The organism is Serratia sp. CMO1 (assembly GCF_015689115.1).
Classification (GTDB): Bacteria; Pseudomonadota; Gammaproteobacteria; order Enterobacterales; family Enterobacteriaceae; genus Serratia; species Serratia marcescens.
On record NZ_CP065032.1, the window covers coordinates 1475528 to 1491161 of the forward strand.

Sequence of the window (15634 nt, forward strand, 5' to 3'; positions counted from 1 at the left end):
TAACTCGAAATCCATAGGGGATATATCCTTTTTTGCATCCAAAACTGCCTTGATATATTCAGCATGCGGAATTCAAGCCATTCGCATCATTCAGGCATATGAATATTTAGGAGATAATGAATGGAATTTGACTACATCATTATCGGTGCCGGTTCCGCCGGCAACGTGTTAGCCACCCGATTGACCGAAGACGCCGACGTCAGCGTCCTGCTGCTGGAAGCCGGCGGCCCGGATTACCGGATGGATTTCCGTACCCAGATGCCGGCCGCGCTGGCGTTTCCGCTGCAGGGCCGCCGCTATAACTGGGCGTATGAAACCGATCCTGAGCCGCACATGAACAACCGCCGGATGGAATGCGGCCGCGGCAAAGGGCTGGGCGGTTCATCCCTGATCAACGGCATGTGTTACATTCGCGGCAACGCGATGGACTTCGACAACTGGGCCAAGGCGCCGGGTCTGGAAGACTGGACCTATCTGGACTGTCTGCCGTATTTCCGCAAGGCGGAAACGCGCGATATCGGCCCGAACGATTACCACGGCGGTGATGGCCCGGTGAGCGTCACCACGCCGAAGGCCGGCAACAACGAACTGTTCCACGCCATGGTGGAAGCCGGCGTACAGGCGGGCTATCCGCGCACCGACGATCTGAACGGTTACCAGCAGGAAGGATTCGGCCCGATGGACCGCACCGTGACGCCGAAAGGGCGCCGCGCCAGCACCGCCCGCGGTTATCTTGATCAGGCGCGTTCACGGCCGAACCTGAAGATCGTCACCCATGCGCTGACCGACCATATCGTGTTCGACGGCAAGCGCGCAGTGGGCGTCAACTATCTGCAGGGCGACAGCAATCAGCTGACCCATGCCAAAGCGCGCCGCGAAGTGCTGCTGTGCGCCGGCGCCATCGCCTCGCCGCAAATTCTGCAGCGTTCGGGCGTCGGCCCGGCGGCGCTGCTGAAAAGTCTGGACATCAACGTGGTGCACGATCTGCCGGGGGTGGGGGAAAACCTGCAGGATCACCTGGAGATGTACCTGCAGTACGCCTGCAAGAAACCGGTGTCGCTGTATCCGGCGTTGCAATGGTTTAACCAGCCGAAGATCGGTGCGGAGTGGCTGTTCAACGGCACCGGCATCGGCGCCAGCAACCAGTTCGAGGCCGGCGGTTTCATTCGCAGCCGCGCAGAGTTCGCCTGGCCGAACATTCAGTATCACTTCCTGCCGGTGGCGATTAACTACAACGGCAGCAACGCGGTGAAAGAGCACGGTTTCCAGGCGCACGTCGGTTCGATGCGTTCGCCGAGCCGCGGCCGGGTGCAGGTGAAATCGAAAGATCCGCGCCAGCATCCGAGCATTCTGTTCAACTACATGGCGACCGAACAGGATTGGCAGGAGTTCCGCGACGCTATCCGCATCACGCGCGAAATCATGGCGCAGCCGGCCTTGGACGAATACCGCGGCCGCGAGATTAGCCCAGGGCCGGAGGTGCAGACCGACGAGCAGTTGGACGCCTTCGTGCGCGAGCACGCCGAAACCGCCTTCCACCCGTCCTGCTCGTGCAAGATGGGCGAAGACGAAATGGCGGTGGTCGACGGCCAGGGCCGGGTGCACGGCATGGAAGGATTGCGGGTGGTGGATGCGTCAATCATGCCGCTGATCATCACCGGCAACCTGAACGCCACCACCATCATGATCGCCGAGAAGATCGCCGATCGCATTCGCCAGCGCACGCCGCTGCCGCGCAGCACCGCCGACTACTACGTCGCCGGCGATGCGCCGCTGCCGCGCAGCACCGCCGACTACTACGTCGCCGGCGATGCGCCGGTGCGCAAGCAGTAACCGACACGCCCTCTCGCCGTTGAGGGGGAGGGCCGCCGTAGCAAGCAACCCCTCTCCATATGCTCTTCCCCAAGGCGAGGGGGCAACTCTCTTTTATCCCTTATCCCATCATGCCGCCGGCAGCGAGATCGCCTGATCGAAACTGGTGGGCGTCGCCATGCGCCACATGCGGGCGTAGAACTCGCTTTTGATCTCCGGCTGCAGCAGCGCGCCGGGCTCCAGGTAGTAATAGATATCGGCGTACACCTTGATCTCGGTCGGCGTGATGCGGCGCAGCATATGGTGCGAGGTCAGCTGCTCCGGGCGGCTGACGCCGGCCGCCGCCAGCATGTCCGCCAGCGCTTTCACCGTATTTTGATGGAAGTGGTAGACGCGTTCCGCCTTGTTCGGCACCACCAGCGCCTTTTGCCGCAGCGGATCTTGCGTCGCGACGCCGGTCGGGCAGTGGTTGGTGTGGCAGCTTTGCGACTGGATGCAGCCGACGGCGAACATAAAGCCGCGCGCCGAGTTCACCCAGTCGGCGCCGAGCACCAGCACGCTGGCGATGTCAAAGGCGCTGATGATCTTGCCGCTGGCGCCAATCTTGATTTGGTCGCGCAGGCCGCAGCCCACCAGCGTGTTATGCACGAACAGCAGCCCTTCGCGCAGCGGCATGCCCATATAGTTGGAGAGTTCGAGCGGCGCGGCGCCTGTGCCGCCTTCCTTGCCGTCCACCACGATGAAGTCCGGCAGGATGCGGGTGTGCAGCATCGCCTTGACGATGGCGACGAACTCCCACGGGTGGCCGATGCACAGCTTGAAACCGACCGGCTTGCCGCCTGACAGCTCGCGCAGCTGTTGGATGAACTGCATCATTTCCAGCGGGGTGGTGAAGGCGCTGTGCGAAGCCGGCGAGATGCAATCCACGCCTTCCGGCACGCCGCGGGTGGCGGCGATTTCCGCATCCACCTTCTTCGCCGGCAGAATGCCGCCGTGGCCCGGTTTAGCGCCCTGGCTGAGCTTGATTTCAATCATTTTCACCTGCGGGCTTTGCGCCTGTTCGGCAAAGCGGCGCGGATCGAAATGGCCGTCGGCGGTGCGGCAGCCGAAATAGCCGCTGCCCAGCTCCCACACCAGATCGCCGTTGTTTTCGCGGTGATAGCGGCTGATGCTGCCCTCACCGGTGTCGTGGTAGAAGTTGCCCTTGGCCGCGCCGAGGTTGAGCGCGCGGATGGCGTTGGCGGAGAGCGCGCCGAAGCTCATGGCCGAAATGTTGAAGATCGACGCGGAGTAGGGCTGGCGGCAATCGGCACCGCCGATGGTGATGCGGAAACTGGTTGGGTCGGCGGCTTCCACCGGCCGCATGGAGTGGCCGATGCACTCATAGCCGGTTTGGTAGACGTCCAGCAGGGTGCCGAACGGTTTGTCACCCATCTCATTTTTCGCACGGCGATACACCAGCGTGCGCTGGGTGCGCGAAAACGGGATCTCTTCATTATCCTGCTCGAGGAAATACTGGCGCAGTTCTGGGCGGATGAACTCGAAGAAGAAGCGCAGGCGGCCGATGATCGGGTAGTTGCGGCAGATGGCGTGGCGCTGCTGCGTGAGATCGTAGATACCCAGCACCATCAGGCAACCGCAGGCCAGGGCCGGCAGCCAGAACCACGGATGGTTGTGCATCATGATCAAGAAAACCAGGGTGAGCAAGATGCTCAGCACAAAGCAGGTATAGCGGCTGAATAAGGACGACTTCATAACATCTCCTGATGTTTATTTTAATCCACACGACATGACTCACGGATAATCCGTGTGCAAATCGTAACCAACAGGAGAGGATGTTGTGTGTCTGTTGCTGCTTTGTCGCTGGTTGTTACATTAATTTAACCTGGCGGAAGGGGGTTGCCGCGCGGCGTGCCGCGCAACAAGCCAAGATATTTATTTTCCGGCGACGAAGATGGTGCTCATGCTGCGCAGCCGCAGCTTTTTCATCGCGCTGTATTTTTGCGAGAAGATGGTTTTCGGGTGCGTGCCGCGTTTTTCCGCAATGTGCAGCAGGCTGTCGCCGCGCAGCAGATTGAAGATCACGTCGCTTTCCGCCGGGCTGAGCTCGCGGGTTTTCTGCACCCGGATGCCGCCCGGTTCCTTGCTTTCCAGCAGCCGCTGGATTTTTTCCTGCAGCGAATAAAGCGGAATGCGGGTAGAAACCAACTCAACGGAAATCCCCAGGATCGACAGCAGTTTCACTACGCGCTCGTCGTCATAGAACACCAACAGGCGCGTCTTGCTGTTGTATTGCTGGTGCAGGGACACCAGGCTTTCTATCACGTTGACGCTCTGTTCCAGGTTTTGCGAGGTGAAAATCAGCGCGATATCGTGCTTGGTGATCTTCTCCGCTTTGGCGCCGCCATGCATGAAATCGGAAAACAGGCGGATATCGTACGCGCCGTAGTGTTTCTTCAGCAGCACCGACAGGCCAACATAGCTGTACTTACACTCACTAATCACAAGAACGTTGTTTTTAGACATAGGGCAAACACCAATACCGAGTTAAAAGTATTCAGCTGTAAGAAGCGAGTTCAAATCCTTGATGCTGGATTCCTTCCACAGCTTTCCCTGCAGTGCGTAATATGGCATTTCATCCAGCCATTTCTTGTGTTCGGGAGTTTCAACTCCTTCGATAATTACCTTGTAATGATTAAGGTAAAAGAAGCGCAGTAACGCGCGCATCAAGCCCTCGCCGCCGGACTTTTTCATAAAGTCCCAAAGCAAAAAACGGTCGAGCTTAACGAAGCGGAACTGGCTGTTGTACAACGCGGAAAAACCCGCATAGCCAGAACCAAAATCATCGAGCCAAAATGAATAACTATTCAATGACGGATCGCCGTGCACGCGATCTTTCACCAGCCGGGTTGAATTCTCGCTGATCTCAAAATGAATACAGCGCAGGGCATTAATTCTTTCGGCAAAGTGAGTATTCGCCAGCGATTGCAGGGAATAATCGTCAACATTCAAAGTGGCTATCACTTGGTTTTCATGAAACCAGTGTTTGTATTTATCGATCAGATTGATCTGATCCATCAAAATCTCAATCCGGGTTGCGCTGTCGGCGTGACGAAAGAACTGTTCAGGAGAAAAATGGGCGTATTCGCTATTAAACGTAAAGCGAGACAGACATTCAACGGCCAGCAATTGTCCCGATTTCGCGAACATTGGCTGAAAAACATAATTAATGCCGTTATTTTTCTCTCTGAAAGAACCGCTCATTTCCCAATCCTTGGATTGATATTTAACTTGTTGATTTTTAATGGTTAAAAAGAAAGTTACTCCAGGTTTATTGGTAAATTTCTTATTTAAAGCGTCAGGATGGCCGAAACGTGTCGACAGACCATTAAACGCGTAATTCGTGCCAAAGTCCAAACGTCGCAATCTGTTACTAAATGTAAATATTCGGGATAATATTCTGATTTTCAGGCCTTAACGCAAAATCTTGAACTCTGCAGCTTTCCCAAACACAGATTATTCCTATTCATATGAATCGTCAACATCGATCGATAGGTATCCTCCGATAGTTTATTCCTATCAAGAGGGGGCTTATGAATGTTTTAAACGATTTAACATTAAGAATATGCTTAGTCTATATTTCGTCCGGCAATGAGTTCATCGAGGCAACGCTCCTTTTCAGCAAGGGAGTGCTATCGCTGAGTGTATGCTCAGTGGCGGCAATATATATATAAGCCCGCCACTGAATCGATTATTTTATTGTTCTATGGAGCTGGAAATGAAAAAAGTATTATTGCCTTTGGCTGCCCTGGTATTGTCTGCAACTGCTTCCAACGCAATGGCAGCAAACGGCAACGTTAAATTCACCGGTGAAATTGTACAGTCCACCTGTAAAGTTGTTGATAAAGACCAGAATAAAGAAGTTTACCTGGGTAAATATCCTACCACCGCTTTCCCAACTGCCGGTTCTACCAGCGGTGCTAAAGCTTTCGATATCAGCCTGGAGAAATGTGAAGCGGGTAACTACACCCTGCGTTTCGACGGTAACACCCCAGCCGGCCACCCAGAGCTGTTGGCTGTAACTGGCGGCGCGACTGGCGTTGGCGTTGAAATTCTGGATAACAACGGTTCTACTCTGCCAATCTCTCAGGAAGTGGCTACCCCAGCTACCGTAACCGTTGCTGCTGATGGCGATAACCCAGGCGCTGCGACTTTCAACCTGCGCGCTCGTTACAAATCCTTCCAGGATCTGGTAACTGCCGGTCAGGCAAACTCTAACGCTACCTTCACCATCGAATACAAATAATTCGCTGGCAGGATAGATAGAGTTATTGGCCAAGGATGGCTAAATTTTGAGAGTTGAGACATTCCGATGAAAAAAATTCTGACTGGTATTTTATTCGCATTCTCTGTTAATGCCTTTGCCGGCATTCAGGTTGATGCGACGCGTGTCATCTATAACAGTGCAAGTAAATCCGCATCGCTCTCAATCAGCAATGACAGCGACGATACCTACATGGTGCAAACCTGGCTGGATACTGGCGATGCAAGCCAGATGCCTAAGAATTTGCCGATCGTGGTGACGCCACCCATTTTGAAGCTGGCTGCCAAGAAAGACGCCATTTTGCGTTTTATCTATTCCGGCAGCGGTTTGCCGCAGGACAGAGAATCTCTGCTCTGGGTCAACGTACAGGAAATTCCGCCAACGCCTAAGCAAGATAACGTGCTGCAGGTGGCGATCCGTACCCGTATCAAACTGTTCTATCGCCCGGATTCGTTGAAAACCAACCTGCAACAGCAGGCGGAAGCGCTGAAGTGGAAGCGCCAGGGCGGCAATTTAGTCGTGACTAACGATGGCCCGCTGTTCGTCACGCTGGGCGTGCTGAACCTGAAGAGCGGCGGCAAGAGCTGGAAAGTGAACGCCGACATGGTCAAGCCACACGACAGCCTGCGCATCTCCCTGCCTCAGGGGGCGCAATCAGCCAACACTATGTCGTTTACCTATATCAACGACTATGGCGGTCACACCGAGATTAAAAACGTCGCACTGAATTGATTTGAAGCACTTCAAGGAATGAAAGAAATGGCACACAAAAGAATAACAACCCTCGCGCCAAAACGTTTGGTGAAGCTGATTAATGGTGTAATTTATTTTTCTGCTGTGCCTTTTTCATTCTCACAGATGGCCATGGCGGAGGAGCAGTTCAACACCTCCTTCATCCATGGCGATGACAATATCGCCCAGGTGGCGTCGTTGGCCAGCGGGGATGATATTCTGCCGGGTAAATATCCGTTTGATATCTATCTCAACGGGCAGCGTATCGATCACCGCGAAATCGAGTTCAAGAAAGAATCCAAAGACTCTCCGGTAGCGCCGTGCCTGACGGCGGTGGACTACCAGGATTACGGCGTAAAGCTGCCCGGCGATCTGACCACCGCCGGTGCCGCGCAATGCTACGCATTGCCACAACAGATCTCCGGCGCCAAGCTGAGCTATGACGCCGCCGTACAGCGTATGGATCTGGAAGTGCCGCAGGTGTTTCTGATCCCGCGCCCGCAAGGCGCCATTTCGCCGAAAGTTTACGATCGCGGCATCAATGCCGGCTTTGTTAACTATAACTTTAGCGGCACTCATAACCGCTACGGCAACAACCAGAACGACAAGACTTCCGACTATTACTTCCTGAGCCTTAATAATGGCCTCAATATTGGCGATTGGCGCCTGCGCAACAACTCGACGTTGAACCAACAGTCGGGCGCCGGTACGCATTGGAAGAACATTTCCAGCTGGGCTGAAACGGACATCGTTTCTCTGCGCAGCCGTCTGGTGATCGGCCAGACCAACACTAATAACAATGTTTTCGACAGCATTCAGTTCCGCGGTGTGCAGATGTCCAGCGCCGACGACATGCTGCCGGAAAGCCAGCGCGGCTATGCGCCGGTGGTGCGCGGTGTGGCGACGACCAACGCGCGCGTTGAAGTGCGTCAGAACGGCTATACCATTTACAGCACCAACGTGCCGCCAGGGCCGTTTGCGCTGACGGACATTTTCCCAAGCACCCTGAGCGGTAACCTGGACGTGACGGTTATCGAAGCCAACGGTTCGAGAACCTCTTTCGTCGTGCCGTTCTCCTCGGTGCCGAACATGCTGCGCGAAGGGATTTGGAACTATCAGCTGACCGCCGGTAAATACCACGACGGCACCAGCCGCTATCAGCCCAAGTTTGTCCAAGGCACCTTGTCGCACGGTATGGCGTATGACATCACGCCTTACGGTGGCGTGCTGGTGGCGGAAAACTACCGTTCAGCGGTCGTGGGCCTCGGTAAAAACCTGGGGAACTGGGGGGCTGTCTCTTTTGATATGTCCTATTCCGACACCAACCTGGTGAACGGCGATGACAAGCAGGGGGAGAGTTTCCGTTTCCTGTATTCCAAGTCGCTCAACGATTGGGGGACGGAATTCCGCATTGCCGGTTACCGTTACTCGACCTCCGGCTATTATGATTTCTCCGATGCGGTTGCCGAGCGCGAACGCTATGAGAACGGTTATTACCGTAACGATTACTACGATCAAAACGATCGCAACCTGGGCGTGCCGGACTGGGCGGAATCTCGCCGTCGCAGCTATTACACCAGCCGTTTCAACAACAAACGCCAACGTGTTGAGCTGTCTGTCAACCAGCGCATCGCCGGTAATTCGACGCTGTACGCCAACGTCAGCAACCAGTCTTACTGGGGCGGATCCGGCGAAGACCGCACCGTACAAACCGGTTTCAACAGCAGCTATAAAAATATCAGCTATGGCGTCTTCTATCAGGACAGCCGCAGCAACTACGGCTATAAAGACCGCAGCGTCAACCTGACCGTATCGATTCCGTTCAGCTTCTTCAGCAAGGATTCGTCGGACATGACCGCCAGCTTCAACGCCGGCCACAGCAAGCAGAGCGGCAATACCTACAGCGCCGGCCTGAGCGGCACCGCGCTGGATGACAACCGCTTGAACTATGCGGTGCAAAGCGGTCATGATCGTTATTCGGGCCAAACCAGCTCGGCCAACGTCGGTTATCAGGGCAGCATGGGGACCATCAATGCCGGTTATAGCTACAGCAAAGATTATCAGCAGTCTTCGTTGGGCGTGGCGGGCGGTATCGTCGCACACTCCGGCGGCGTGACGTTGACCCAGCCGCTGCAGAATACGTTTGTGCTGGTGGAAGCCAAAGACGCCAAGGGCGTTCGTATCGAAAACCAACCGGGTGTCGCCATCGACCGCTTCGGTTACGCGGTGATGACCTCTGCGTCGCCATACCGCCATAACCGCGTGGCGCTGCGCACCGAAGATATCGGCAACGGCCTGGATATCCCGATGGCGGCGAGAGACGTGGTGCCGACTTACGGCGCAATCACCCGCGTGAAGTTTGAAACGCACACGGGCCAAAGCCTGTTGGTACACAGCAAGATGGCCGACGGCAGCGTACCGCCGATTGGCGCCAACGTCTTCAGTGCGGACGGCAAGAACAACGGTACTGTCGGTACCAACGGCGATATTTATATTTCAGGGGCTTCCGCAGGGGATCGCCTGCTGGTGAAATGGGGCAACGACGCGGGCGAAAGCTGCTCACTGGTGGTGCCGGAATTGAAAGCGGCGACCGAACAGCTGATGGGTTATCAGGAACTTTCGCTGACCTGCGGAAAACCGTAAAAGGAAAGGATATGTCTTCTTTGTTAAAGCACAAGAATCTCGGGTTGGCGGCTGGGCTGCTGGTCACGCTGGGCGCGTTTTCGCAGAGCAGCTATGCGCTGTCGTGTAAGCAGAACGGCAGCATTCGCCAGGATATCGTGCTGGATAAAGCCATCAAGGTGTCGACCGCCAATACCGCGCCGGGCGCGTTGCTGTGGCGTTCGCAGACCTTTACCTCGACCTTCCAATGTACGGATGACTGGAACAACCCGAAAGGGGAAAATGCCTACCTGTACTGGGATCCGCAGTCCCGGATGAGTCAGATCCATAATTCGATCGAAGTGGGTGTCACTTATCAGGGGATCGATGTCAAACCGACTAAAGGCGCACGTCAGGACGTCGGTCCCGGCACGGAATGCCGCCGTTCGGGCAGCCGTTGTTTGTCTCCGGCCAGATCGCTGACGGTAACCGTGTCTTACGCCATCTATATTAAAGCAACCGGCAAGGCGCCGCCGGCCGGCGGCAAGATCAACGACAACAACTCGTACTCGGTATTTCAGGTTGATGGCGTCGGCGGCTTGAACGGCACGCCGAACAGCAACTTTAACGCCTACATTTCCGGGCTGGGCAACATTCAGTTTATTTCCTGCAACCCGAAAATCACCGTGGTGGCCAACAACGGTTCGACGGTGAACTTCGGCACTATCCCGCGTCAGAATGCGGTGGTGGGCAAAATCGAGAAGCAGGTGCCGTTCTCGGTGGCCGCCAATATGTCCGATCCGACGACCGGACAGGACTGCCAGGGGGAGACGCTGCAGGCCAGCTTCAGCAGCACTTATCCGCTGCAGGATAACAGCGTGATCCTGCCGACCAGCGACAGCGGCTTCGGTATTTTGATCTCGCAGGCGGCGACGCCAAATACGCCGATCATGATGAACAGCCCGGTCGATCTGGGCCTGGTCAACGGCACCATCGTTGAAAAGAACTTTATGGCCAGCCTGAAATGGTTGAGCACCAACCCGAAAGTGGGGCCGTTCAGCGCATCGGCGAATATTGACGTCACCTTCAAATAATTCGGTGCCTGGTCAATAAAAGAAAGGGTTCAGTTCTCGCGAACTGAACCCTTTTTTGTGCCTTATACCGCGCTGATTAACGCAGCCCCATCCAGCTGGTGCAAACGCCTTCCGGCGGTTTGCCGGCGTACCAACGGGGCAGCGTAGGGGCATCATGGCGCGGTTCGGCCTGCATTTCTATCGGCTGCGCCGGCCATTCTGCGACGTCCCAGCGGGTGGTGCGGCGATACACTGCTGGGGTTTTGCCGAACTGTTTCTTGAAGGCGCGCGAGAACGAAGGCTGAGAGTCGAAATGGTATTGCAGGGCGATATCCAGGATCGGGCGTGGGGTGGAGCGCAGCGCCTGCGCCGCCTGTTCCAGGCGCCGCTCGCGGATATAGCTGCCGAGCGCGTGGCCGGTGGTGCTGCGGAACATGCGCTGCAGGTGCCATTTGGAGTAGCCCGACTTGGCGGCGACGTTATCCAGCAGCAGCGGCTGATCCAGATGAGTTTCAATCCAGTCTAGTAAATCGTGAATGATATTGACGCGATCCATGGTTTTAGTTCTCCCGCAAAAACGACATTCAGGTCACAGTGACTTAGCTTAATTATCCAAGTATATTCTTTGATAATAGGCGTGAGTGCGCCGTTACGCAAGGGTAAACCGGGGGTAAAAAGGTGGCCAAAAATGCTCTTTGAATGGCAGGGAGATAAAAGAAAGGCCGCATAAAGCGGCCTTTTCAGTAGGAAGTGACGGAAAATCAGTTAGTTTCTGGTTTCACTTCAATGTAGTTCAGACCCAGTACGCTGCTGGTGTAACCGCGGATCTTGTTGGTCATCTCGATATCGCCGTTCAGCTTGTGGCCGTAGGACGGGATGATCTCTTTCAGCTTGCTCTGCCATTCCGGCGTTGCCACTTTGTCTTTGAACACGGTTTCCATCAGGTGCAGCATGATTGGCGCAGCGGTGGAAGCGCCCGGCGAAGCGCCCAGCAGAGCGGCGATGCTGCCGTCTTCAGAGCTGACGACTTCGGTGCCGAACTGCAGCACGCCGCCTTTATCCGCGTCTTTCTTGATGATCTGTACGCGCTGGCCTGCGGTCCACAGCTTCCAGTCTGCCTGCTTGGCGTCCGGGAAGTACTCTTTCAGCGCGGCGAAGCGATCGTCGTCGTTCATCATCAGCTGGCCGACCAGGTATTTCACCAGATCGAAGTTATCCAGACCGACGTGGGTCATCGGCATCAGGTTCGAGGTGCTCAGCGAGTGCATCAGATCGAACAGCGAACCGTTCTTCAGGAACTTGCTGGAGAAGGTGGCGAACGGCCCGAACAGCAGCACGCGCTTGCCGTCCAGCATGCGGGTATCCAGGTGCGGCACGGACATCGGCGGCGAACCTACGCTGGCCAGGCCATACACTTTGGCCAGGTGCTGGTTGGCGATCGCCGGGTTGGTGGTGACCAGGAACTGGCCGCCGACAGGGAAGCCGCCGTAGCCGTCGGCTTCAGGGATGCCGGATTTCTGCAGCAGGGTCAGGGACGCGCCGCCTGCGCCGATGAACACGAACTTGGCGTTAACGGTGGTTTCTTTGCCGTCGCGGTTCAGATCGGCAACGGTCACGCTCCAGGTCTGATCGGCGTTGCGTTTGATGTCGCGCACTTCGTGGCTCAGGTTCAGCTTGAACTTGTCGCTGGCGCTTAGCGCGTCAACCAGCTGGTGGGTGATCACGCCGAAGTTAACGTCGGTACCCAGCGGCATGCGGGTCGCGGCGATTTTCTGCGCCGGATCGCGGCCGTTCATCACCAGTGGCGCCCACTGTTTGATTTGCGCAGGGTCTTCGGAATATTCCATGCCGCGGAACAGGGTGCTGTGCTGCAGCGCCGCGTAGCGTTTACGCAGGAAGTTGACGTTGTCGTCGCCCCACACGAAGCTCATGTGCGGCACGCTGTTAATAAAGGATTTCGGATCTTTCAGGACATTGTTTTTCACCTGATAAGACCAGAACTGACGGGAGATTTCGAAAGACTCGTTGACCTTCACCGCCTTGCTGATGTCGATGGTGCCATCGGCTTTTTCCGGCGTGTAGTTCATTTCGCTGAAGGCGGAGTGGCCGGTACCGGCGTTGTTCCAGCCGTTGGAGCTCTCTTCCGCCACGCCGTTCATGCGCTCATACATGTCGATGGTCCAGGTCGGCTCCAGCTCATGCAGATAGGTACCCAAGGTGGCGCTCATGATGCCGCCGCCGATCAACACCACGTCGACGGTTTTATTCTTCTCTTCAGCCGCCGCCTGCTGCGTAACGCCAAACAGGCTGAGACTGAAAATCAGGACGAGTAATTTTCTCATTGAATTAAATCTCTTGTGTGTAAATTCTACTCATTGCAGGTGAAAGAATTTAGCGGGAGTTACCCTGGAAAATAATGAAGCCGACCGCCCGGCGTGAGCCGATAGGCAGCGATAATGCCTTTTTGTTAATAGGGTATTTAACGAAAAGTGAACTATTGCAGGCCGTCCGGATGCAAATTGATCGGTTCACGTTACTGGCGGGGTATTATTGTTTGCGAGAATGTTAAAAACTACTTTTGTAACTAAAAAAAATGAATATAAGCAAAAATAGGCCGGTTGCTGTCGCAGTAATAAACAAAGAGGGGGGAGAGGCCGTATAACCGCGTTATTTTAGGGGGTTAATTGTCGCGCAATTAAACGTTATTTCGTTATCACACAATAATTGCGGTTAAATTGCAAATACCTATCGGTAACCAATAATAAATGGCCGCCGTTGCGGGCGGCCATCGTGCGGAAGGCGGTTACTGGATGCCCATCGCATCGCGCATGGTGAAGAATAGATCGGTCTGATCGGTCAATCCCACCACGTTGGCGGCGTGCGGACCGTAGGCCGCGACGCGCAATTGGGTGCCGGTGTGCCCCTGCGATTCTTCTTCCGAGTTGCCGTAGCTGAGGGTCATCGGCGCGCCGTCTTTGGTGGTCAGCAGCTGGGTCAGGCCCGGCGCTTTGGCGCCGGCGGCGACGATCTGGCTGGAGTGCGCATGGTCGGCGGTGACGATCACCAACGTGTTGCCGTCGGCGCGGGCGAAGGCCAGCGCTTTTTGCACCGCTTCGTCCAGATCGACGGTTTCACCAATCTGCCCGCACGGGTTGGCGGCGTGATCCTGCTTATCGATCGACGCGCCCTCGACCTGCAGGAAGAAGCCGTTCGGGTTATCTTTCAACAGCGCGATCGCTTTTTCGGTCATCGCCGCCAGCGTTGGCGTGGCCGCGGTGCGCGCCGGGTTGTTTTCGCAGGTTACCGCCGGCTTGTCGAGGTTGCCGTGATAGCTGGCTTTCGGCCCCAACCAGCGCACCGGCATGTTGCCGTCGGCGAACAGGCCCAGCAGCGGTTTTTGCTGGTTGGCCAACGTAACGGCCTGCAGCTCATCCGCGTTGCTCACCCATTGGTAACCCTGCGCCGCCGCCTGATCTTTCAGCGATTTTCCTTGCCATTCGCCGCTTTTCGCCAGCTGGTTGAAGGACTTCGCGCCGCCGCCCAGCGTGACGTCGGCGCGGGTCTTCAGCAACTGCTCGGTAATGGAGCCGCGGCCGCCGTTTTCCAGTGCGTTAGCGGCGCATTTCTCGCTGGTTTCCTCCGGGCCGTAGCATTTGCGCGAGGTGACGTGCGACACCAGCGCCGCTGGCGTAGCGTCTTGCAACTCGGCGGTGGAGACGTTGCCGGTGGCCTTGCCGGCCGCTTTGGCGATCTCCAGCAGCGTCGGCTGATCTTTGCCGTTCACGTCCACGCCGAGCGCGCCGTTATAGGTTTTCACCCCAGTGGTCCAGGCGGTGGCGGAGGCGGCGGAATCGGTCACGTAATCCGGCTTGTGGGTTTTCTTGTCCAGCGAGTAGTGGGTGTATTGCCCGGTCAGCGGCAGGGCGTCGATGCCCTTGAAGTAACCGCCTGCGCCTTCAGCGTAGTTGCGCGCGGCGGTGATCTCGGAATCCCCCATGCCGTCGCCGATCAGCAGTATCACGTTTTTCGCCGTTTTGTCCGACAGCGACGCCTTCAGCGCGGCGGTCTGATCGCCGGCCAGACGACGGGCGCCGCCCGGTTCGGCGAGGTTGCCGCGCGCGGCGCGCTCGGTCAGGCCATCGGTATTGGCCGAGGTTTCCGCCGCGATGGCGGAGGAACAGAGCAGGGCGGACAGCACGGCGCCGGCGAGCAGGGATACAGCAGGTTGCATGGGGTAAGCTCCTTGTCGTAATACAACAATATAAATAACATCAAATTGTTACGTAAGGAGAGTAGAGCAGAGGGATGACAATTTTATGACAGCGAAAGGCGGGATGGCCCGGCGGCCACCCCGTTTGGCGTCTCAGGCCGTGCGCGCCGGAATAGCCAGCCCGCGCTGCACCGCCGGCCGCGCCAGACCGCGCTCCAACCACTGCGCGACGCGGGGGAAACTGTCGAACGCCACCAGTTCGCGCGCCTCATAGAAGCCGATCAGGTTGCGCACCCAGCCCAGCAGCGAGATATCGGCGATGGTGTACTCCGCGCCCATGATCCAGTCGCGGCCCTCCAGGCGCGTTTCCAGCACGCCGAGCAGGCGTTTCGATTCGTTTTTGTAGCGCTCCAGCGGCCGCTTGTCTTCATATTCGCGCCCGGCGAATTTATGGAAGAAACCGAGCTGGCCGAACATCGGGCCGACGGCGGCCATCTGGAAGAACACCCACTGAATGGTTTCGTAACGCTGCGCCGGATCCTGCGGCAGGAAACGGCCGCTCTTTTCCGCCAGGTAGAGCAGAATGGCGCCGGATTCGAACAGCGGCAGCGGCCGGCCGCCGGGGCCGTCGGGATCGATGATCGCCGGGATCTTGCCGTTCGGGTTCAGCGCCAGGAATTCCGGCGTCCAGGTCTCGTTGTTGCCGATGTCGATCAGGTGCGCTTCATAAGGCAGGCCGATCTCTTCCAGCATGATGGACACTTTGACGCCGTTCGGCGTCGGCAGAGAGTAGAGCTGCAGCCGTTCCGGATGTTGAGCCGGCCAGCGTTTGACGATCGGGAATTGGGTGGAATCGAGCATGGAAACTCCTCGGGTTGGCGG

Annotated in this window: 12 protein-coding genes; 5 read left to right on the forward strand and 7 right to left on the reverse strand. The window is 56.7% G+C overall.

The window, feature by feature from the left end; all coding sequences use genetic code 11:
- Positions 1-120: 120 nt before the first annotated feature.
- Positions 121-1833 carry a choline dehydrogenase gene (betA, locus tag IT763_RS07015; protein ID WP_206195293.1) on the forward strand — a complete coding sequence of 571 codons (1713 nt, stop codon included), beginning with the start codon at positions 121-123 and terminating at the stop codon, positions 1831-1833.
- Between the two features lie 108 nt (positions 1834-1941).
- Here betA and IT763_RS07020 read toward each other — a convergent pair whose 3' ends face one another.
- The 3 genes from IT763_RS07020 to IT763_RS07030 all read right to left on the reverse strand — a co-directional run bounded on the left by IT763_RS07020 (position 1942) and on the right by IT763_RS07030 (position 5076).
- Complete coding sequence (locus IT763_RS07020) at positions 1942-3567, reverse strand: FMN-binding glutamate synthase family protein (RefSeq protein ID WP_015377182.1); 1626 nt, start codon at positions 3565-3567, stop codon at positions 1942-1944.
- Positions 3568-3747: 180 nt separating this feature from the next.
- Positions 3748-4338 carry a LuxR family transcriptional regulator gene (locus IT763_RS07025; RefSeq protein WP_004939094.1) on the reverse strand — a complete coding sequence of 197 codons (591 nt, stop codon included), beginning with the start codon at positions 4336-4338 and terminating at the stop codon, positions 3748-3750.
- Between the two features lie 21 nt (positions 4339-4359).
- Positions 4360-5076, reverse strand: a complete 717-nt coding sequence (locus IT763_RS07030; protein WP_016928483.1) for an EAL domain-containing protein — start codon at positions 5074-5076, stop codon at positions 4360-4362.
- 514 nt (positions 5077-5590) lie between these two features.
- Here IT763_RS07030 and IT763_RS07035 point away from each other — a divergent pair.
- From IT763_RS07035 to IT763_RS07050, 4 genes are all read left to right on the forward strand, one after another.
- Complete coding sequence (locus IT763_RS07035) at positions 5591-6118, forward strand: fimbrial protein (RefSeq protein WP_004939088.1); 528 nt, start codon at positions 5591-5593, stop codon at positions 6116-6118.
- Between the two features lie 66 nt (positions 6119-6184).
- Entirely contained in the window at positions 6185-6868 is a 684-nt protein-coding gene (locus IT763_RS07040; RefSeq protein WP_016928482.1) for a molecular chaperone, read from the forward strand.
- Between the two features lie 27 nt (positions 6869-6895).
- Positions 6896-9511, forward strand: coding sequence for a fimbria/pilus outer membrane usher protein (locus IT763_RS07045; protein ID WP_028127938.1), 2616 nt, complete (start codon positions 6896-6898; stop codon positions 9509-9511).
- Positions 9512-9522: 11 nt separating this feature from the next.
- Positions 9523-10563 (forward strand): fimbrial protein, encoded by a 1041-nt coding sequence (locus tag IT763_RS07050; protein WP_016928480.1) that lies wholly within the window; start codon positions 9523-9525, stop codon positions 10561-10563.
- Positions 10564-10639: 76 nt separating this feature from the next.
- Here the strand turns inward: IT763_RS07050 and IT763_RS07055 are convergent, their stop codons facing one another.
- The 4 genes from IT763_RS07055 to IT763_RS07070 form a co-directional block, all read right to left on the reverse strand.
- Entirely contained in the window at positions 10640-11098 is a 459-nt protein-coding gene (locus IT763_RS07055; protein WP_206195294.1) for a helix-turn-helix domain-containing protein, read from the reverse strand.
- Positions 11099-11303: 205 nt separating this feature from the next.
- A complete protein-coding gene (gene mqo / locus IT763_RS07060) occupies positions 11304-12884 on the reverse strand; it encodes a malate dehydrogenase (quinone) (protein WP_016928479.1) in 1581 nt (526 codons plus the stop codon).
- Positions 12885-13345: 461 nt separating this feature from the next.
- Positions 13346-14773: an alkaline phosphatase gene (gene phoA, locus IT763_RS07065; protein ID WP_016928478.1), complete on the reverse strand. Its 1428-nt coding sequence runs from the start codon at positions 14771-14773 to the stop codon at positions 13346-13348.
- A gap of 132 nt (positions 14774-14905) precedes the next feature.
- The gene (locus IT763_RS07070) at positions 14906-15613 is read right to left on the reverse strand and encodes a glutathione S-transferase N-terminal domain-containing protein (RefSeq protein ID WP_016928477.1); all 708 of its coding nucleotides are present in this window, start codon (positions 15611-15613) and stop codon (positions 14906-14908) included.
- Positions 15614-15634 lie beyond the last annotated feature (21 nt).

Bases quoted from the DNA above. Each gene is read 5' to 3' on its own strand.
- betA (WP_206195293.1), top strand. From the start codon at position 121: ATGGAATTTGACTACATCATTATCGGTGCCGGTTCCGCCGGCAACGTG.
- IT763_RS07020 (WP_015377182.1), bottom strand. From the start codon at position 3,567: ATGAAGTCGTCCTTATTCAGCCGCTATACCTGCTTTGTGCTGAGCATC.
- IT763_RS07025 (WP_004939094.1), bottom strand. From the start codon at position 4,338: ATGTCTAAAAACAACGTTCTTGTGATTAGTGAGTGTAAGTACAGCTAT.
- IT763_RS07030 (WP_016928483.1), bottom strand. From the start codon at position 5,076: ATGAGCGGTTCTTTCAGAGAGAAAAATAACGGCATTAATTATGTTTTT.
- IT763_RS07035 (WP_004939088.1), top strand. From the start codon at position 5,591: ATGAAAAAAGTATTATTGCCTTTGGCTGCCCTGGTATTGTCTGCAACT.
- IT763_RS07040 (WP_016928482.1), top strand. From the start codon at position 6,185: ATGAAAAAAATTCTGACTGGTATTTTATTCGCATTCTCTGTTAATGCC.
- IT763_RS07045 (WP_028127938.1), top strand. From the start codon at position 6,896: ATGGCACACAAAAGAATAACAACCCTCGCGCCAAAACGTTTGGTGAAG.
- IT763_RS07050 (WP_016928480.1), top strand. From the start codon at position 9,523: ATGTCTTCTTTGTTAAAGCACAAGAATCTCGGGTTGGCGGCTGGGCTG.
- IT763_RS07055 (WP_206195294.1), bottom strand. From the start codon at position 11,098: ATGGATCGCGTCAATATCATTCACGATTTACTAGACTGGATTGAAACT.
- mqo (WP_016928479.1), bottom strand. From the start codon at position 12,884: ATGAGAAAATTACTCGTCCTGATTTTCAGTCTCAGCCTGTTTGGCGTT.
- phoA (WP_016928478.1), bottom strand. From the start codon at position 14,773: ATGCAACCTGCTGTATCCCTGCTCGCCGGCGCCGTGCTGTCCGCCCTG.
- IT763_RS07070 (WP_016928477.1), bottom strand. From the start codon at position 15,613: ATGCTCGATTCCACCCAATTCCCGATCGTCAAACGCTGGCCGGCTCAA.